Source organism: Allobosea sp. GW821-FHT03A12 (assembly GCF_058986765.1).
The window spans coordinates 980,527-999,746 of the sequence record NZ_JBYSVZ010000001.1 but is presented as its reverse complement, the minus strand read 5'-3'; the positions used below and the strand labels follow the sequence as shown (position 1 = coordinate 999,746).

At 64.8% G+C, this 19,220-nt stretch carries 18 protein-coding genes and 1 pseudogene; 12 read left to right on the top strand and 7 right to left on the bottom strand.

From position 1 onward, the window contains the following. Window positions 1–66: 66 nt before the first annotated feature. Complete coding sequence (locus AC3WLC_RS04705; protein ID WP_493682776.1) at window positions 67–330, bottom strand: DUF1488 family protein; 264 nt, start codon at window positions 328–330, stop codon at window positions 67–69. A gap of 132 nt (window positions 331–462) precedes the next feature. Beyond that, the gene (locus AC3WLC_RS04700) at window positions 463–816 is read right to left on the bottom strand and encodes a hypothetical protein (RefSeq protein ID WP_493682775.1); all 354 of its coding nucleotides are present in this window, start codon (window positions 814–816) and stop codon (window positions 463–465) included. A gap of 245 nt (window positions 817–1,061) precedes the next feature. Between AC3WLC_RS04700 and trhA the strand changes: the two genes are divergently transcribed. The 6 genes from trhA to AC3WLC_RS04670 all read left to right on the top strand — a co-directional run bounded on the left by trhA (window position 1,062) and on the right by AC3WLC_RS04670 (window position 5,347). Next, window positions 1,062–1,787: a PAQR family membrane homeostasis protein TrhA gene (trhA, locus tag AC3WLC_RS04695; protein ID WP_493682774.1), complete on the top strand. Its 726-nt coding sequence runs from the start codon at window positions 1,062–1,064 to the stop codon at window positions 1,785–1,787. 226 nt (window positions 1,788–2,013) lie between these two features. Next, the gene (locus tag AC3WLC_RS04690; RefSeq protein ID WP_493682773.1) at window positions 2,014–2,295 is read left to right on the top strand and encodes a hypothetical protein; all 282 of its coding nucleotides are present in this window, start codon (window positions 2,014–2,016) and stop codon (window positions 2,293–2,295) included. Window positions 2,296–2,401: 106 nt separating this feature from the next. Next, entirely contained in the window at window positions 2,402–3,073 is a 672-nt protein-coding gene (locus tag AC3WLC_RS04685) for a response regulator transcription factor (RefSeq protein ID WP_493682772.1), read from the top strand. Between the two features lie 142 nt (window positions 3,074–3,215). After that, window positions 3,216–4,337, top strand: coding sequence for an extracellular catalytic domain type 1 short-chain-length polyhydroxyalkanoate depolymerase (locus AC3WLC_RS04680; protein ID WP_493682771.1), 1,122 nt, complete (start codon window positions 3,216–3,218; stop codon window positions 4,335–4,337). A 114-nt stretch (window positions 4,338–4,451) separates the two neighbouring features. Next, window positions 4,452–4,745, top strand: coding sequence for a PepSY domain-containing protein (locus AC3WLC_RS04675; RefSeq protein ID WP_493682770.1), 294 nt, complete (start codon window positions 4,452–4,454; stop codon window positions 4,743–4,745). Between the two features lie 35 nt (window positions 4,746–4,780). Then, window positions 4,781–5,347 carry a general stress protein gene (locus tag AC3WLC_RS04670; RefSeq protein WP_493682769.1) on the top strand — a complete coding sequence of 189 codons (567 nt, stop codon included), beginning with the start codon at window positions 4,781–4,783 and terminating at the stop codon, window positions 5,345–5,347. Between the two features lie 354 nt (window positions 5,348–5,701). Here the strand turns inward: AC3WLC_RS04670 and AC3WLC_RS04665 are convergent. The 3 genes and pseudogenes from AC3WLC_RS04665 to AC3WLC_RS04655 form a co-directional block, all read right to left on the bottom strand. Further along, a pseudogene (locus tag AC3WLC_RS04665) lies at window positions 5,702–6,082 on the bottom strand (allantoinase PuuE); the annotation flags it as partial. Window positions 6,083–6,106: 24 nt separating this feature from the next. Next, window positions 6,107–6,463 carry a hydroxyisourate hydrolase gene (uraH, locus tag AC3WLC_RS04660; RefSeq protein WP_493682768.1) on the bottom strand — a complete coding sequence of 119 codons (357 nt, stop codon included), beginning with the start codon at window positions 6,461–6,463 and terminating at the stop codon, window positions 6,107–6,109. A 527-nt stretch (window positions 6,464–6,990) separates the two neighbouring features. Continuing rightward, window positions 6,991–7,935 (bottom strand): LysR family transcriptional regulator, encoded by a 945-nt coding sequence (locus AC3WLC_RS04655; RefSeq protein ID WP_493682767.1) that lies wholly within the window; start codon window positions 7,933–7,935, stop codon window positions 6,991–6,993. 102 nt (window positions 7,936–8,037) lie between these two features. Here AC3WLC_RS04655 and AC3WLC_RS04650 point away from each other — a divergent pair, with 102 nt between their 5' ends. Next, a complete protein-coding gene (locus AC3WLC_RS04650; RefSeq protein WP_493683126.1) occupies window positions 8,038–9,267 on the top strand; it encodes a urate hydroxylase PuuD in 1,230 nt (409 codons plus the stop codon). Window positions 9,268–9,604: 337 nt separating this feature from the next. Next, window positions 9,605–10,909 (top strand): NCS2 family permease, encoded by a 1,305-nt coding sequence (locus tag AC3WLC_RS04645; protein ID WP_493682766.1) that lies wholly within the window; start codon window positions 9,605–9,607, stop codon window positions 10,907–10,909. A gap of 172 nt (window positions 10,910–11,081) precedes the next feature. Here AC3WLC_RS04645 and AC3WLC_RS04640 read toward each other — a convergent pair whose 3' ends face one another. Continuing rightward, window positions 11,082–11,975, bottom strand: coding sequence for a LysR family transcriptional regulator (locus AC3WLC_RS04640; protein ID WP_493682765.1), 894 nt, complete (start codon window positions 11,973–11,975; stop codon window positions 11,082–11,084). Window positions 11,976–12,079: 104 nt separating this feature from the next. On the opposite strand from AC3WLC_RS04640, the gene xdhA reads away from it, so the two are divergent. The 4 genes from xdhA to guaD are packed head-to-tail and all read left to right on the top strand — an operon-like array spanning window position 12,080 to window position 17,976. Beyond that, complete coding sequence (gene xdhA / locus AC3WLC_RS04635) at window positions 12,080–13,531, top strand: xanthine dehydrogenase small subunit (RefSeq protein ID WP_493682764.1); 1,452 nt, start codon at window positions 12,080–12,082, stop codon at window positions 13,529–13,531. Window positions 13,532–13,547: 16 nt separating this feature from the next. Beyond that, window positions 13,548–15,878, top strand: coding sequence for a xanthine dehydrogenase molybdopterin binding subunit (xdhB, locus tag AC3WLC_RS04630; RefSeq protein ID WP_493682763.1), 2,331 nt, complete (start codon window positions 13,548–13,550; stop codon window positions 15,876–15,878). Continuing rightward, window positions 15,875–16,654: a xanthine dehydrogenase accessory protein XdhC gene (xdhC, locus tag AC3WLC_RS04625; RefSeq protein WP_493682762.1), complete on the top strand. Its 780-nt coding sequence runs from the start codon at window positions 15,875–15,877 to the stop codon at window positions 16,652–16,654. Before xdhB ends, xdhC begins: the two co-directional genes overlap by 4 nt. Window positions 16,655–16,668: 14 nt before the next feature. Next, the gene (guaD, locus tag AC3WLC_RS04620) at window positions 16,669–17,976 is read left to right on the top strand and encodes a guanine deaminase (RefSeq protein WP_493682761.1); all 1,308 of its coding nucleotides are present in this window, start codon (window positions 16,669–16,671) and stop codon (window positions 17,974–17,976) included. Window positions 17,977–18,525: 549 nt separating this feature from the next. Here guaD and AC3WLC_RS04615 read toward each other — a convergent pair. Further along, the gene (locus AC3WLC_RS04615) at window positions 18,526–19,218 is read right to left on the bottom strand and encodes a GntR family transcriptional regulator (protein ID WP_493682760.1); all 693 of its coding nucleotides are present in this window, start codon (window positions 19,216–19,218) and stop codon (window positions 18,526–18,528) included. Window positions 19,219–19,220: the final 2 nt, after the last annotated feature.

The window sequence follows — 19,220 nt, the reverse complement described above, 5'->3', positions numbered from 1 at the left end:
CCGCGGCAGCCAGAAGCCCCCCGGAAGCCCCGGGAACGAGCCGTCGGCCGAGAAGCTCGAGCGGGATTAGAAGTCGTCGGCGGTCAAGCGATGATAGCTCTGGCGCTTGCGGGAATAGGCTGCCCCGGCAGCCTTCCGGATGGCAGCGAGATGCGCATCATACGCTCGCAGCATCGATGCTTCGCCCGAGCCCGCCGAAGCGTCGATGCTGCGCAACGCTGCGAGCTCGACCTCGAATGCGATCTCCAGGGCGGAATCGGAGCCCCAGAAGCACACGCAGCCCCGTGCGGTGTCATACCGTCGGATCGGATTGGGGAAGTGGAGGCTCATCGGATCATCCTCCCGGGTTGATCAGGTTCAGGCGTATCGTCGACACGCTCGGATATTTGTCGCGCGACGCTGAGAACACGTCGCGCGGCAAGGCGGAGACTGGGCGTAGTATCGCGCGAAGGGCGAGACATCTCAGGTTTTCGGAACACCCAGGGCTGCCGCACAGGCCTTGGCCACGTCTGAATCTGGCGAGGAACTGCCTGGCATTGTCGCCCACCCGCCTTTTGCGATGAAATCACCCTGTTGCCACGAGCTGATCTTCTTGAATTCGGCGAGCTGCTCGGTCGCATTGGCCTGCTGCTGGAACTTCGCCACGCAGATCGGCGAGAGAGCCGCCACAAGGGCCGTGCTCGAACGCGTCCTGGCTTCTCGTTCCGCCGTGCTCTGCGTCACCCAGCCGCCCCAGGTGAAACCGATGATCGCGAGAGCAATAGCTCCGCCGACGGCGCCCCAGGCGGCCGGCTTCAGTTCTGCTGGAATTTTCATGATGTCGGACTTTCCGAACCGGAAGAAAATCTTCCGTCAAACATCATATCACGTTTTGGGTGTGGCTGATTGTCTTTTAATATGAGCTTTTTTATTTCTCCGTCGACATCCGCAATTAAGAACGGGCGAGCCGTATTTCGGTTTATGCTTTGGCGCCAGATGCTCCCGAGAACTCACGAAAGGCCCGCCGGATATCGCTTGGCGGGCCCCTTCTTTGGCTATTGTCACATCCGTGGCAGGTGCGCTTGCTATTCACGCCGTTCCGTGACGGCTACAAGCGACATGGCGCGACCGCGAAAGGGCATGAGTTGAACCCACCGACACAAGGGCGCTTCCACTTCAATCGCGCCGAGCTTTGGGCCGATGGCCTGATCCATGTGCTCGGAATCGTACTGGGCATCGGCGCGGTCGCGTATCTGATTGCACGCGTCGTCGCAGCGGCCCCGGTACCCGCGGTGATCCCGGTTGCGATCTATGGCTCCGCGCTGATGGCGGTCCTGATCATCTCTGCCGTCTATAACATGTTGCCGGTTTCGCCGGTGAAGTGGCTCATGCGTCGCTTCGACCATTCGGCCATCTACGTTTTGATCGCGGGAACATATACGCCTTTCCTGGCGAGAATGGGCGAGAGCGTCGTGGCGCATGTCCTTCTCGCCGCCGTCTGGATCGCATCGGCCGTCGGGGTCGTGCTCAAGGTCGCGCTACCCGGCCGATACGATCGCCTTTCGATCGCTCTCTATCTTCTCATCGGCTGGAGCGGCGTCTTCGCCTGGGAGAGCATCGCGCAGCTTCCAAGCCTCGCCTTGTGGCTGATCGTGACCGGGGGGCTTCTCTACACGCTGGGCGTGGTCTTTCATGTCTGGCAGGCCCTTCCGTTCCAGAACGCTATCTGGCACGCCTTCGTGCTCGTCGCCTCCGGCTGCTTCTACGGGGCCGTCTTTCAGGCTTACGCGATCGCTCCATCGAGCTGACCGCGCTCGCGGCGTTCCAGGGAGAGGCGTCTGGCGGATTGGTGTTCACAGGCTTGGCATTGGGAGGCTCTCTGCCAAGAGAGCAGCCGGTTCCGGGGGAACCATATTGCTCCACGGCACCCGTGTGAGACTGTGGCCAGGAAAGCTCCGATTTTAGATTTGATCTCAATGCGATGTGCTACTGTTGGGCTCAGCTCCTCAGGCTGACAGCAGGCGGGAGATGGAAATGGCGCATCACTATGACGTCGGCGACCAGGTCAGCCTGGCTTTCGGCTTTCACGACCAGAATGCCGTCGGGCTCTATAAGGTCACGCGCCGCTTGCCCTCTCTGGTCGACGGCGAGCCGCAGTATCGCGTGAGGGGTCTCGACGACCGGGAACGGGTCATCGGTGAAGCGCAGATCAATGGTTCACCGAGACGACACAACGCAGATCGGTCCGCTCGGCCACGTCGTCAAGACAACCCGATAACCGAGATGTTCAATCGCTTGGGCATGGAAAAGAAATAGACACGCAAACTTCTTGAAGGCCGCGCTCTCATTCAGGCCAATGCAGAAGCTCCTCTTTCCATCACGCCGTTACTGATCCCGTCTGAATCCCCGGAAATGCTGCCCCATGGAAGGGCTCGCGATAATGCCGGCGCCATCTCCGCAGCGGATTGCGCTTTTCGGCGATCAGCCAATCATGCTTGCTGGCCTTAACGCACTTGTCGGCGCAGTTCCCGGCGCGACCATCATCGGCGTGCCATTGACGATGTTCGACGCCGTCGAATTCACTCGTTCGCAGAGCCCTGAAGTAGCGATCATCTGCATCGGTACGCTGACACCGGCTAGCCTCGCGTTCCTAGGGCGCATCTTGGGCATATCACCGCTCATTCTGATCTTGCTCGTGTGCGACGATTGCGATGCCAGATCAATCAGGGCGGCGTTCCGCCTGGGCATCGCAGGCTATCTGCTGAATGGCGCTTCGAGCGACCGTCTGCTGCAAGCGCTAGCAGCTGTTCGAGGTGGCGGGCTGTACTTGGATGGGGGCTTGGCAGTCTCACTGTCCATGGGAAGCGTGCCGAGTCGCCCAAGCGGCGCTGATGATGATCTGAGCGAGCGCGAAATGCAGGTTCTCCGGCTCGTCGTCTCGAGCAATTCGAACAAGAGCATCGCACACCAGACTGGCCTGAGCATCAGATCGGTCGAAACCTATCGCTTCCGCGCCTGCAGGAAACTGGGTTTGTCTTCACGTGGAGACATCATGCGCTATGGCTCCGATCGTGGGTGGACTCTTTTTGGTTGACGTCCCGATGTCCTTGGCTGCTGAGGGCTAGATGGCTGCCTTTTCGGGCAACTCATTTCATGGTGCATTGCAACATAATCCACGCGAGACAGTTGGGCTCTCGTCAGCGCCATCTCGGCATGACCCGCAAAGGACAGCCGCGATGCGCAGCCTCTCCGATACGATCGCCCGTCTGAAAGCAGCCAAGGGCAAGTTTCCGTTGGCTGGCGCGGCGGCTCAGCCGTCCCGACTGTCGCCGCTTGGCGATTTCGGTGCCAATCCGGGCGCGCTTCACGGCTACTGCTACGTGCCGCAACGGCTGCCGGCGGGTGCGCCGCTCGTCGTCGTGCTCCATGGCTGTACGCAGACGGCCGCCGGCTATGACAATGGCTCGGGCTGGTCTCAGCTCGCGGACCGACATGGCTTCGCCCTGCTTTACCCCGAGCAGCAGCGGGCCAACAATCCGAACCTCTGCTTCAACTGGTTCGTGCCCGAAGACATCAAGCGGGACTCCGGCGAGGCGCTTTCGATCGCACAGATGGTTCGCAGGATGATCGAGCATCACGGGCTCGATCGGGGGCGGGTCTTTGTCACCGGGCTTTCGGCAGGAGGCGCCATGACCTCGGTCATGCTCGCTACCTATCCCGAACTCTTTGCCGGCGGCGCGATCATTGCCGGGCTTCCCTATGGCTGCGCGGCATCGATCCCGGAAGCATTCGACCGTATGCGCGGGCATGGATTGCCCTCCGAACGCGAACTCGAAGCGCGTATCCGCAAAGCTTCCGCTCATCGGGGAGTGTGGCCGACCCTCTCGCTCTGGCATGGCAGTGCCGACCGGACGGTCGCTCACAGCAACATGGACGCCATCGTCGCACAGTGGCGTGGCCTGCACGGGCTGAAGACTGTGGAGCCAGATAAGAGCGCCGTCGGCCCTCATTCCCGGAGGATTTGGCGCGACGACACTGGCATCGCGAAGATCGAGGCTTTCAGCATTGCCGGCATGGGGCACGGCACGCCGCTCAGCGGCGCCGACGATATCGGCACCCCAGGGGCGTTCATGCTCGACGCCGGAATCTCGTCCACCCGCCATATCGCGCGGTTCTGGCAGTTGACCGAAGCGGGATCTGAGCTCGCCGTGTCGGCTCACGTCGAAGCGCCCCCCAAGGCCACGCCGGAACGCATCGGCCGAGAATCACCTACCGCCCCCTCGCGGATACGAGGATCGGCCTCCGGCGTCGGCAAGGTGATCGAGGATGCGCTGCGGGCGGCGGGGCTCATGCGCTAGCCGCGGGTAAACCCGACACTGCCTGCGCAACCTATTCTGGAGAATCCGGAACTTCGTGAGCGGCCATCCGTTGGGTTCTTATGAGCGGACTTACCCGCTCCAGGATCCCCGCATATGAAAAAGCTGCTCACGGTCGCGCTCGTCGCGGCGATGGTGCCGTTCGCCGGCATGGCCCAGACGCCGACGACTGCTCCGACCCCGACTTCGCCGGTTGACGCCAACGCTCCGCTGACCGGCGCCAACAGCTTCACCGAAGGACAAGCCAAGAGCCGCCTCGAAGCAAACGGGTACACCGAGGTGAGCGGGTTGAAGAAGGACGACAACGGCGTCTGGAAGGGCTCGGCGATGAATGCCGGCGCCAAGGTCAATGTCTCCGTCGACTATCGCGGCAACGTCGTTCGCAACTGAACGCTGCTGCCCCCTCCAGATATGTGGAAAATCAGATGACCAGCACGATCACCCGATCCTATGAAAATTACGAAACCGCCGCTGTCGTGGTCGAAAACCTCGAAGCGGCTGGAATATCGGATTCCGACATCAGCGTCGTCGGCAAGGACGACAGCACCAATGACAACAACGCTGCCGAAGGTGCTGGCATCGGAGCTGGCGTCGGCGGCGCGGCTGGCCTGCTGGCAGGTCTCGGCATGCTCGCCATCCCCGGAGTCGGCCCGGTCGTCGCCGCAGGCTGGCTTGCAGCTACGGCCGCTGGCGCGGTCGCGGGCGCGGCAGCTGGCGGACTGGTCGGCTCGTTCACCAGTGCGGGTCTCACCGAGGACGACGCGAACTACCACGCCGAGACAGTCCGTCGCGGCGGCACGGTGGTTTCGGTGAAAGCTCCCGACGAGCACACTGTAACGGTCGAAGCCATCATGGATGATGCTACGCCGATCGACCGCGACGCCCGGCTCGCCAGTTATCGCGCGGAAGGCTGGACGGAGTTCGACGCCAAGGCCCCGCCCCACAGCAGCTTGGCGCCGTCAACTAAGCGCCCGCAGTTCCCCGTCGACTAGGGGCGGTCGACGCTCTTGATCAACACCACTAGCGAGATGGCCTCCAAGATGGCTTTCGGGGGCCATCTCGACTCATTTCTATTACAAAATGGCACCATACACACTCTAGAATCATATGGTTAAATGTAAAATAATAGAACATTTTGCAATAAATTGATTTATATATTGCAACAACAAAGGATATAGTTCCAAGAAAGCGGCGGCGTACGGCACGAGACTGAAGGCGACGCTCATGACCACGCCACAGAAGGCCCGGTTACATCGCGGCTGCAGTCTCAGAACCCTGCAAGCGTTCGCGCGGCCTCACCGCGGTCGCTGCCTTGCAAGTTGAAGTCTCAGCTAGAATCCCGGTTATTCGATCCATTTAAGACCATGGCTGGCGATCTCCAGCCGGCCTCCGTCATGGCACCGAGTGCCTCGGAGTTTCTCGCCATGGCGCTCGCGACTCCGAGCACTGTGACGGGCGGGTTCCGCTCCGTGAACATTCGGTGCGGGCGCCAGAAGCCGGCGCGCGCCAATATTCGTAGGTCGATTCCATGTTGAGCTGGCGCAGGCCCGCTCAGAGCTGCACGCCGCCGATCTCCGGCAGGAACGCCTCCCAGGCGGCATCGTCGTGCAGAATGCAATTCTCGCCGCCTTCCTCGTGATCGATCACAAGCTGAACGGCGGCCCGCGCCTGGCCCCGCCAGTCCGCAGCGGGCGCTCTCGGCCGTAGCCGAGGAGATCGCGGAGATAGGCTCCATGGAGAGAAAGCGCTGGTCAGCTCCCGCGATAGGTGGAGTAGCTCCAGGGCGAGGCGACGAGCGGAACATGGTAGTGCCCCTCCGGATCTGCGATGCCGAAGCGGATCGGCACGACGTCGAGGAAGGCGGGATCGTCGAGCCCGACCCCGCGGGTCCGAAAATAGGCCCCGATGCCGAACTCGATCTCGTAACGCCCGACCCGGAAGGCCTCGCCGGCGAGAAGCGGCGCGTCCGTGCGGCCGTCCGCATTGGTGATCGCCTCGGCGACGCGGATGCGCGACCCGTCCGATTCCATCCTGTGCAGGATGATCGGGACACCAGGGGCCGGACGCCCGGACCAGATGTCGAGGACATGCGTCGAAAGCCGGGGCATGGAACATCTCACTCGCTGAGGTCGGCTCAAATCTGAAAACAATCATCGCGGACGCCGCATCCATGCGCCATGCCGCCATTTTCCCGGCCGGCGCGAAACTCTTTTCAAAGACGCTGCGTTACACGCGATGTCAGTAACGGACGCCTCTTCGGATGAGGCGCAGACGGGCTCATCATGCCCGCGGGTTCCGTGCTGAAGGGTTCACCCCCACGCGGAAAGCGATCGCGAGCGAACCACGCGTCGACGGCTCGGGGCGCGACGGGCCTAGAGGCTGTTAGTGACCATGGGAGGGATTTGATGAGGTCAAAACCGCAGAGATGGGAGGAGCATCGCGCCGCCGATACGTCCGTATCGGCAAGCGGTGCGACGCTGCAGATCTGCGGTTTTCACCTCACCCACAGGGCGCGGCGCTTTTGCGCAACTGCCGTGTCGTTCTTCGTAGCAAGCCGGAAGGCTTGCGTCCTCGAACTCCTTGCATTCGCACAAAATCGCCAGCGTCAAATCCCTCCCATGGCCACTAACAGCCTCTAGTTGCCAGCCTGTTTAGTTTCCGCCGCTGCGAGCGCCCGGGCGACATGGGCCCGCACGTCGAGCACCATGGCGTCCACGAAGGCCCGCACTCCGGGCGAGGCACGGCGGGTCGGATACAAGGCTCCGAGCGTGACGGGTGGCGGCGCGTTCTGCGAGAGAACCTCGACAAGGCGGCCGTCAGCCAGCGCCGCCGCGACCTCGAATTTCGGCTTTAGAATGATCCCCTCGCCGGCAAGCCCCCAATCAGTGAGGACGTCGCCGTCATCGGCGTCGAGCGGCCCCGAGACCCGAAGAGTGACCGGCTTGCCCTGAACCTGAAGGGTCCAGCGAAACTGCTGGGCCCCCGGATAGCGCAGCAGCAGGCAGCGATGCGAGAGGAGATCGCCCGGATGCTTCGGCGTCCCATATGCGGCGAGATAGGAAGGGGCGGCGCAGAGCACGCGATCGATATCCGCGATCTTGCGGACGGTAAGGCCCGAATCCTTCAGATCCGCCAGGCGCAAGGCCACGTCGATCGAATCGTGCACCAGGTCGAGCATGTGCTCCGACAGCCGCAATTGTATCTCCAGGCCCGGATGAGCGCGCCGGAAAACTGCGGCGAGCGGCCCGACCACGCGCCGGCCCAGACCGAGCGGTGCCGTGACCCGCAACGGACCGCGCAGTTCGTCCCCGGCTTGCGCCATGCTCATTCGGGCACACTCGACCGCCTCGACGATCTTGAGGCAATGCTCGTAGAACACCCGCCCTCGATCGGTGAGGCTCATGCGCCGGGTCGTCCGCGCGAACAGCGGCGCGCCCATCTCCGCTTCCAGCATCTGCATACGGTAGCTCACGACCTGCGCCGACATGCGCAGCGCCCGGCCCGCGGCTGAGAAGCTGCCCAATTCCGCTGCCCTGACGAAGATATGCAGGTTCTCGAGAGAGGGAATCGGGCTCTTCATCTTACGATCCTGTCGGAGGGTCCTTCGCAAGCCCTGGCGGACGACCGCCCCCAATCGGCCCGTTACGATAGCCATCACACCAATCAGAGGAAACAGGCCATGTTGGGCGCCTATCTCATGGAATGGGGCAGCCTGCTGCTGCGCTGGCTGCACGTCATCACCGCGATCGCGTGGATCGGGTCTTCGTTCTTCTTCATGCATCTCGATGCCAGCCTTCGCCGCGTACCGGAGATCGCCGCCGGCGGTGCCGCCTGGCAGGTGCATGGCGGTGGCTTCTACGAGATGAGGAAATTTCTCGTCGCACCTGCCCAGATGCCGGAAGAATTGACCTGGCACAAATGGCAATCGTACTGGACCTGGATCTCCGGATTCTTTCTTCTGGTCTGGGTCTATTACGGGCAGTCGGATCTCTATCTGATCGATCCGGCGGTGCGTGCGCTCGCGCCCTGGCAGGCCGTCATGTTCGGCGTCGGCGGGTTGGCGCTCGGCTGGCTGGTCTATGACGCTCTGTGCCGCTGGCTGGTCGGGAAGCAGGACATCCTTCTGGCAGCTCTCGTCTTCGTCTTCGTGGTTGCGATGAGCTGGGCCTTCTCGCAGATCTTCTCGGGCCGGGGCGCGCTCATCCATACCGGCGCCCTCATGGCCACGATGATGACCGGAAACGTGTTTCTCAACATCATCCCCAATCAGAAGAAGGTCGTGGCCGATCTGATCGCCGGCCGGACACCGGACCCGAGCTACGGCAAGCAGGCGAAGCAGCGCTCGACGCACAATAATTATTTCACGCTGCCTGTTCTGTTCTTCATGCTGTCGAACCACTACCCGTCAATGTACGCAAATTCGGCCGTCATTCCGCTCGTTGTGACATTGGTGATCGTTGCGGGCGCCGTGATCCGCCACTTCTACAACATGCGGCACGCCAGTCACGGCAACGCCCGCGGCCAACCCTGGTGGGCCTGGCTCGTCGCCATCCTGGCGCTCTGGTCCGCCTTCTGGGTCGCGATGTCCGCGTCTCCGGGCGGGCGCGAGCAACTCGGCCTGCCTCCGGCCGAGTCCACAAAGGGTGCGGCCCTTTCGATGCCCGCGCCGACAGAGGTGGCGAACGTGATCGCGGGTCGCTGCTCCATGTGTCACGCGGACGAGCCGTCCTGGCCCGGCATCCACATCGCGCCCAAGAACGTGCGGCTGAATACCCCGGAGGCGGTCGCCCGTGAGGCCGATGCAATTCGGGTCCAGGCGGTGATGAGCCACGCCATGCCGCCCTTCAACGCCACCGGCATGACGCCCGAGGAACGACGCTTGGTGGCCGCATGGCTCTCGTCTCGCCAGTGAGCGGATCATTGAGGACGCGAACGCGGCCCTCTCGTTCGTAAGGCCGCCGCGATGCGGCTCTTCGACATGACGGTCCTTCTGTCCACAGTGTCCCGCGATCGAGAGGCCATCCCCTGCCAAGCCTCTCGCGCTTGGCTGGCAGCGGGGTTTCAACATCGGGATGTCCACCGTGTTCCGGCAAGCCTGTCCGCACAAGGCCGGCACTCCGCCGGTTCGATTGTTCACCGATTCTGGAAAGAGTCTCAGGAAATCGCGAAGATGCCACCGCGCCTCTCGCGTCTATCGTCAAATATCGGGCGAAAGCCGGACGCAATAAGAAAATCAACGGGAGAAGACGATGCTCGAGCGCCTGTTCAGGTTGGGCGAACTGAAATCGAATGTTCGGACGGAAGTCGTTGCCGGGTGCACGACGTTCCTCACGATGGCCTATATCATCTTCGTCAATCCGAATATCCTGTCGACCACAGGCATGGACGCCCATGCCGTCTTCGTCGCAACTTGCCTGGCCGCGGCCATCGGCTCGGCGACCATGGCCCTGTGGGCGAACTGGCCCGTCGCCATGGCTCCCGGCATGGGGCTGAATGCCTTCTTTGCCTTCACGGTGGTCGGCAAGCTCGGCTATTCTTGGCAGCAGGCGCTCGGGGCGGTGCTGATCTCCGGCCTTATCTTCCTCGTGCTCTCGCTGACCGGCGTACGCCGCTGGCTGATCGCCGGCATACCCGCCTCGATGCGCAGCGCGATCGCGGCCGGTGTCGGACTGTTCCTCGCCATCATCGCGATGAAGGGCGCCGGCCTCGTGGTGGCGAGCCCGGCGACCTTCGTCACCTTGGGCGACCTCACCTCGACAGGCGCGCTGCTCAGCATTGGCGGATTTTTCGTCATCGCCGCGCTCGATGTGCTGAAGGTGCCGGGCGCCATCCTCATCGGCATCCTCGCCACCACGGCGGCGGCGATTCTCACGGGTTTCAGCCAGTTCGGCGGCATCGCCTCGGCGCCGCCGTCCATCGCACCGACCTTCCTCCAGCTCGACGTACTCGGCGCCCTCAAGAGCGGCCTGCTCCATGTCGTGCTGGTGATGGTGCTGGTCGAGGTGTTCGACGCCACGGGCACACTGATCGGTGTCGCCAAGCGCGCCGGACTGTTGACGCAGGGTGCGAACCACACCAATCACGGCCTCAGCCGCGCCTTGATGGCCGATTCCACCGCCATCGTCGCCGGATCGGTGCTCGGCACCTCCTCCACCACCGCCTATATCGAAAGCGCCTCAGGCGTGCAGGCGGGCGGGCGTACCGGCCTCACTGCGTTGACCGTCGCGGTGCTGTTCCTGTTCGCGACCTTCCTCGCACCGCTCGCCGGCTCCGTGCCCGTGCAGGCGACCGCGCCGGCGCTGCTCTACGTCGCCGCGCTCATGCTGCGCGAGCTCGCCGAGGTGCATTGGGACGACGCGACTGAAACCCTGCCGGCGGTGCTGACGGCGATCACCATGCCGTTCACCTATTCCATCGCCAACGGTCTGGCCGTCGGTTTCGTCAGCTACGCCGTGCTGAAGCTGCTGACCGGACGGGCGCGGGAGGTCCATGCGGCGACCTGGCTGGTGGCCGCCCTCTTCGTCATACGCTTCGTGCTCTATCCCGAAGGTTGATCGACAAGGATACGCGGAACGACGAGGCCCTGCCAATTCGCGGCAGGGCTTCGTTGCGTCCATGACTCTTAGAGCTTTTCCGGCGAACACGGGTTCGCCTCCAATGCTTTACCTCTTTGTTTTTACGCGCTTCCGGACGCAAAACCGCTACGCACTTTTGCTGGAATTGCTCTTAGAAGGCGCCCTTCAGCGAGCGCACGGCGAAATCGATGAAAAGCCGCACCTTGGGGTCCTGGAACTCGCGGTGGGGGGTGAGGCAGCCGAACTGCGCGCCGAGCGGCCTCGTCTGCGGCAGCACCTCGAGCAACCGCCCCGCTTCCAGATCCGCGCGCACCTCGTAGTGAGGCCGGTTGGCGATACCGGCACCGTCGAGCGCCCATTGCGTCAGCACGTCGCCGTCATCGGCGTCGAAGCGGCCGGAAACGGTCATCTTGCGCGGGCCGTCGGGGGTCTCCAGTGTCCAGAAATATTCCGGCGAGCGCGGGAAGCGTAGCAGCAGGCAATTGTGGTCCACGAGGTCGTCCGGCGAAGACGGCGTGCCGTGCCGCGCGACATAGGATGGCGACGCCACCAGCACGCGGCTGCAATCGGCGATCTTCCGCCAGTTCAGCGCCGAGTCTTCCAGCTGCCCGAGGAAGAAGGCGGCATCCACCCCCTCCTCCACGATGTTCACCACCCGATCGGAGAGGCGCAACCGGATCTGGATCTCCGGGTGCTCGTCGCAGAATCGCAGCACCAGGGGGGCGATCAAGCGGCGGCCGACCCCGAGCGGAGCCACGACCCGCAGCACGCCCTGCGGTGTCCCCGCATAGGAGGCAATGGTCGCCTCGGTCTCGTCGAGCGCGGCGATCACCTTGCAGGCATTGTCGTAAAGTGCCGCCCCGATCTCGGTTGGCGCCAGCTTTCGGGTGGTGCGGTTGAGCAGCCGCACGCCGAAGCGGGCCTCGAGATCCTTGATCCGGTTGGATGCCGCGGCCGGAGTGAGGCGCAGATCCCGTCCGCCCGCCGAAATCGAACCGCGCGCCACCACGCGCACGAACACACGCAAGTTTTCCAGATAGGACACGGCCGCCTCGATTTTCAACGAAACCGTTGAAACTGTTCCCGCTTCGAGGCGGGTTACGCCGCCCCCTTTTCCACATTCTAATCCCGAGAAACGGGAGAGACGCAATGGCCGGGGACATCCGCTTCCTGCTCAACGGCGACGAGGTCCGCCTCGCTTCGGCCGGGCCGGGAGACACGCTGCTCGATTTCCTGCGCCTCGATCGTCGTCTCACCGGCACGAAGGAAGGGTGCGCGGAAGGCGATTGCGGGGCCTGCACCGTCCTCATCGGCCGGCTGCTGAACGGCGTGCTGGTCTACGAGCCCATCAATGCCTGCATCCGCCTGATCGCCTCCTGTCACGCCTGCCATGTGGTCACGGTGGAACATCTAGCAGGCCGGAACGGCGAACTGCATCCCGTCCAGCAGGCCATGGTCGAGCATCACGGCAGCCAGTGCGGCTTCTGCACGCCGGGCTTCGTCATGGCGCTCTATGGATTGTGGATGGGCAATCCCGAGCCGGATGTCCTCGACATCGAGACGGCCCTGCAGGGCAATCTGTGCCGCTGCACCGGCTATGAGCCGATCGTCCGCGCCGCGCTCGCTGCGGCGCGCGCCGGCGGGCAGGCACAGGACTGGCTGAAGACCGAGCGCGCCGCGATCACGGCGCGGCTAGGCGCGCTTGCCAGCACGGGCGCGGACGTCAGCATGGGCACGGAACGCGCGATCGTGCCGGGTGATGTCGACGATCTCGCCGCGACGCTGGAGGCTCATCCGCAGGCGATCATCGTTGCCGGCGCCACCGATGTCGGGCTCTGGGTCAACAAGCATCTGCGCAGCATCAGCCCCGCCATCTTCATCGGGCACCTGATGAAGGAGATCACGGTCGATGCGGATGGCATCCGCATCGGTGCCGGTGTCAGCTATTCCGAGTTCCTGCCGGTGGCCCACCAGTACTTGCCGGAGGCCGAAGCCTATCTGCTGCGCATCGGCGGCTGGCAGGTGCGCAACGCGGGCACCATCGGCGGCAACATCGCCAATGGCTCGCCAATCGGAGAGATGCCGCCCCTGCTGATCGCGCTGCGTGCACAAATCGTGCTGCGCAAGGGGGCGGAGCGACGTACGCTCCCGCTGGAGGACTTCTTCATCGCCTATGGCAAGCAGGATCGGCAGCCAGGCGAATTCGTCGAGACCATCCTGATCCCGCACCGCGAAGGCGCGCGGGTCGCTGCCTACAAGGTCTCGAAGCGCGCCCATGCCGACATCTCGGCGGTATCGGCCGGCTTTGCGGTTCGCGAGAGTGAAGGCCGTATCGTGGACGCGCGGATTGCCTTTGGCGGCATGGCGGGAACGCCGCGGCGCGCTCCCGCCGCCGAAGCCGCGCTGATCGGCCGGCCCTTTGCGAGGGAAAGCTTCGAAGACGCCACGGCCGCGGTGCAGGACGATTTCGCGCCGTTGACCGACTGGCGCGGCAGTTCCGACTACCGCCGCATCGTGGCGGGCAACCTGTTCCGCCGGTTCTGGCTCGAGCAGTCGCAGACGGTCGAACCGGTCCGCATTGACCGCGCCCTCAGCGCCTGAGGCAAGGAGGCCCGGGATGAAGCACGACACCATCGCGCGCGAGACGGCTTGGGGCAGCGCACACCAAAGCGTGGCCCATGATTCCGCGATCAAGCATGTCAGCGGCCGAGCGGACTATACCGACGATATCGCCGAGCCGGCGGGCACGCTGCATGCGGCGCTCGGCCTGTCGAAGATCGCGCATGGCCTCATCCGCCGGATGGACCTCGACAAGGTCCGCGCGGCGCCCGGCGTCGTCATGGTGCTGACCGCCGCCGACCTGCATGGCCATAACGACGTCAGCCCTACCGGCAAGCATGACGACCCGATCCTCGCCGAAGGCGAGGTGCTGTTCCATGGCCAGCCGATCTTCGCCGTCATCGCCCGCACCCGGCTGCAGGCCCGCAAGGCGGCGGCGCTCGCCGAGATCGACTATGAGGCGCTGCCGCACCATCTCGATCCGCTCGCTGCGCGTGCCGCCGGGATGGACTACGTGACCGAGCCCCTGAAGCTGCGCCGCGGCACGCCCGAGGCCGCGATGGCAGCATCGCCTCGCCGCGCCGCCGGGCAGTTCTCGATCGGCGGGCAGGACCATTTCTATCTCGAAGGCCAGATCGCCCTCGCCATTCCCGGCGAGGACGACGAGATGACGCTGTTCGTCTCGACCCAGCACCCGAGCGAGGTTCAGCACATGGTCGCCCATGCGCTCGGCACCCACGCCAATGCGGTGGTGGTGAATGTGCGCCGCATGGGCGGAGGGTTCGGCGGCAAGGAAACCCAGATGAACCTCTTCGCCTGCATCGCCGCCATCGCGGCGCGCAGGCTGGGCTGCGCCGTCAAGCTGCGGCCCGACCGCGACGAGGACATGGTCGCCACCGGCAAGCGGCACGATTTCGTGGTCGACTACGAGGTCGGCTTCGACGCGGCCGGGCGGATCCTGGCGGTGACCGGCGACTGGCATGCCCGCTGCGGCTTCTCCGCCGACCTCTCGGGACCGGTGACCGACCGGGCCCTGTTCCACGCCGACAACGCCTATTTCTACCCCGATGTGGAGCTGCGTTCGCATCCCTGGCGCACCCATACGGTCAGCAACACCGCCTTTCGCGGCTTCGGCGGCCCCCAGGGCGTGATCGTGGCCGAGCGCATCATCGAGGAGATCGCCTACGCGACAGGGCAGGACACGCTCGCGGTGCGTAAGGCGAATCTCTACCGCAACGGCCAGCTCACGCCCTATCACCAGCCGGTCGAGGACCAGATCCTGCCGCGCCTGTTCGAAGAGCTGGAGGCGAGCGCCGACTATGCCCGCCGCCGGCAGGCCGTGCTCGACTTCAATGCAAAAGGCGGCGTCATTCGGCGCGGCATCGCGCTGACCCCGGTGAAGTTCGGCATCAGCTTCACCGCCACGCATTACAATCAGGCCGGCGCGCTGGTTCACGTCTATTCGGACGGCTCGGTCCATCTCAACCACGGCGGCTGCGAGATGGGCCAGGGCCTGCACACCAAGGTCGCGCAGGTGGTGGCCGAGGCGTTCCAGATCGATCTCGATCGCATCAAGATCACCAAGACCACGACCGAGAAGGTACCGAACACCTCGGCGACCGCCGCGTCTTCCGGCACCGACCTCAACGGCATGGCCGCGCTCGATGCCTGCGCGCAGATCACGGCCCGGCTCGTCCGATTCCTGTGCGAGAGCCGCGACGCGACCGCGGATGAAATCATCTTCGCCCGCAACCAGGTGCTCGTGCGCGGCGAAGCCATCTCCTTCGAGCAGGTGGTGCGCGAAGCCTATTTCGCGCGTGTGCAGCTCTCCGCCGCCGGCTTCTACGCGACGCCGAAGATCCACTGGAACCGGGCGGAGGGGCGCGGACGTCCCTTCTATTATTTCGCCTATGGCGCGGCCTGCGCCGAGGTCGCGGTCGATACCCTCACCGGCGAATACACGGTGGAACGGGTCGACGTGCTGCACGATGTCGGCCGTTCGCTGAACCCCGCCATCGACAAGGGGCAGGTCGAAGGGGCCTTCGTGCAGGGCGCGGGCTGGCTGACCAGCGAGGAACTCTGGTGGGACGAGGCGGGCCGGCTGCGCACGCATGCACCCTCGACCTACAAGATCCCGCTCGCCTCCGACCGGCCGAAAATCTTCAATGTCGCGCTCGCCGAATGGTCGGTGAACCGCGAGCGGACCATCAAGCGCTCCAAGGCGGTGGGCGAGCCGCCCTTCATGCTCGGCATTGCGGTGTTCGAGGCGCTCGGCATGGCGGCCGCCTCGGTGGCGGACTATCGCGAGGCCCCGCGCCTCGATGCGCCGGCGACCCCCGAGCGGGTACTCATGGCGGTCGAGCGGCTGAAGCGGGGGAGCGCATCATGATCCGGGTGCGCGTCGTGCGGACGCGCGGCTCGACCCCGCGCGAGGAAGGTGCCGAGATGCTCGTCGGCCCCGACACGGTGAGCGGGACCATCGGCGGCGGCCATCTCGAATATATGGCGATCGATCGCGCCCGGCAGATGCTGGCGCGCGGCGAGGCGAGCGCGCAGATGGATGTTCCCCTCGGCCCCGCCATCGGCCAGTGCTGCGGCGGCCGCGTCCAGCTCGGCCTCGACCGGGCGGCGCCTACCCCGCCGCCTCCCGGCTCTCCAGTGCTGATCTTCGGCGCCGGTCATGTCGGGCGGGCGCTGGCGTCCGCGCTGCATCGGCTCCCGCTGTCGCCGCGGCTCATCGACCAGAGGGCCGCCGAGCTTGCGCTTGCCGAGCCCGGCATTCCCGCCACCCTGGCGGCCTTGCCGGAGGCGGAGGTCCGACGCGCCCCGCCCGGTGCCGCCTATGTCATCCTGACCCATGACCACGCGCTCGACTTCCTGATCGCGGTCGAAGTCCTGAGGCGTCGGGACGCGGCCTATGTCGGCATGATCGGCAGCCGCACCAAGCGCGCGACCTTCCAGCGCTACGCCGCGCTGGAGGGCGTCGACACCCGGCCTCTCGTCTGCCCTGTGGGCGCCGGGTTTCCCCGCGACAAGCGGCCGGACGTGATCGCCGCCTTTGCCTGCGCCGAGATCCTGTCGGCCCTGTTGACGCACGGAGCGGGCGCCGATGCGTGCCCGGCAGCGCCGGCCGAGGTCAGCGCCACCATCTGCCTTTCCGATTGAACCTTGAGCGAGACATGACCAGGACCCTGCTGCGCGGCCGCATCCTCACCTTCCATGCCGATCCGGCGGAGACGGACGACAACCATCTCTATATCGAGAACGGCGCGATCCTGATCGCCGACGGCGTCATCGAGGCCGTCGGCGACCATGACGAGCTGCGTCGGCAGGGGCTTGCCGACGGCGCACGCGAGATCGACCACCGGCCGCATCTCATCCTGCCGGGCTTCATCGACCCGCACATCCATTTCCCGCAGGTGCAGGTGATCGCCAGTTGGGGCGCGCAGCTGCTCGACTGGCTGAACCGCTACACCTTCCCCGAGGAAGCGCGCTATGCGGACAACGACCACGCGACCCGCATGGCGTGCGCCTTTCTCGACCAACTCGTCGCGCATGGCACGACGACGGCCTGCGCGTTCTCCTCGGTCCACCGGGGCAGCACGGAGGCGTTGTTCGAGGCGGCGGATGCCCGCGGCATGGCCCTCATCGCCGGAAAGGTGATGATGGACCGCAACGCGCCCGAGGGCGTGCGGGACACCGCGCAGTCGGGCTATGACGATTCCAAGGCGCTGATCGCCCGCTGGCATGGCAATGGCCGGCTGCGCTTCGCCATCAGCCCGCGCTTTGCCATCACCTCAACGCCGGAGCAGATGGCCGCCGCCGGCGCCCTGGCCCGCGAATACCCGGCGATGCACATCCAGAGCCATCTCAGCGAGAACCTCGCCGAGATCGACTACACGCTCCAGCTCTATCCTGAGGCGCGCGACTATCTCGATGTCTACGAGCAGTACGGCCTGCTCGGCCGGCGGTCGCTCATGGGGCACTGCATCCATCTTCGCGAGCGCGAGATCGCGCGCATGGCCGAGACCGGGACGCGGGCGATCTTCTGCCCGACTTCGAACCTGTTTCTCGGCTCCGGCCTGTTCGACGCGGACAGCCTGCGTGCGGCCGGGATCGTCTCCGGGATCGCGACCGATGTCGGTGGCGGCACCAGCTACTCGCTGCTCCAGACACTGAACGAGGGCTACAAGGTCCTGCAGCTTCGCAGCCAGAAGCTGCAGCCGCTCGCGGCTTTCCACTGGGCAACGCGCGGCAACGCCGTGGCACTCGGGATGGAGGACCGGATCGGCTCCATCCGGCCAGGTGGGGATGCGGACCTCGTGGTGCTCGATTCTCGCGCCACGCCCGACATGGCACTGCGCGCCGAGCGGATCGAGACGTTGTCGGAAGAGCTGTTCCTGTTGCAGATCCTCGGCGACGATCGGGCAATCGCCGAGACCTATGTCGCCGGTCGGCCAATGAAGCAAATGGCCACGGCCAGCTGAACCGGGCCGGCGACAGCCAGCGGCGGCCCGGTAATCTCAATGTCGAATTCGGCCGCAAGTGCTTTGGCCCTTGCGAGATCGCGCGCGTGGCCGCGCTATCCAAACCGGCTACGCCGCCCGCGCAAACGCCAAGGCCAGTCGCCACGAACACTTGACCTGGGCCTCTCGGCGGGGGTCGGATCTGTACTGTCCGCGAGCGCCCAAAACTGAACGGCAGGCGAGTTCCATGGCCCTGCGGGGTAGAACCTGTCTCGCCGACAACGGCGTCCGCCACGATCTCGACCCGGATGGCGTGGAACGCATCGAGAATGAGAAAATGGTCACCAACAAGGAGGATACGCATGCCAAGGCGCGAACTGCCCCAGCCATGATGTAGCGACCATCATCCTCCTGGCTTCTGCCTGGTCACGCACGCCTGGCTGGCGAGTCGAAACTCGGCAGCGGAAGCGCTGCTCACAGAATGTCCGCTCTCCGGGAACAAGCCAAGTTCCGCTATTGGCGCAACTCAGCCGAATGTTTGGAGAGTTGCGGCGTGTTCGACGACGGACTTTATGAAATCTCCGTCAGCAGCCCGTGCTGCCCGGATGTGCGCAGGAAATGCAGCAAATCTGACAGTCCCTCGCCGAGCAAGGTCACGTGCGAGCGCATCATTTGCGCCGCTTGGGCGCCTTCGCCGCGCAAGATCGCCTCCATGACGCGCTCATGCTCGGGAATGGAGGAATGCATCCGCCCGGGCTGGTAGGTAATGGTGCGTCGATAGGGTGAGATCTTCAGCGTCAGCCGCCGCAGCTCATCTTGCAGAATGCGGTTGTGGCTGGCTGCAGCGATCAGCTCGTGGAAAACGAGATTGGCTGCATAGAATGCCTCCGCATCTTCAGCGGTTGCAGCTTCGGCACAAACGCGGTGCGCCGCTTGGAGACGTGCTCGCTGATCCGGCTGGATGCGGCGAGCAGCTTGGGACGACGCGAACGCTTCCAGCTCAGCGACGACCCCGAACGCATCCAGGAGATCGGCGAGCGACATTTGCGACACCTGGAGGCCTTGGCGACCACGCGAGACGACGAGGCCGCTGGCTGCCAGGCGCTGCAATGCCTCACGCACCGGTGTGCGCGACATGCCGAATTGCTCGGCGAGCTGGCGTTCGTCCAGCCTGTCTCCCGGCCGACGAATTCCCTTGAGGATTTCCTCCTCGAGGCGAGTGACCACTCCGGCCGAAAGCGATTCAGGCTCGTCTGGCGTCATCG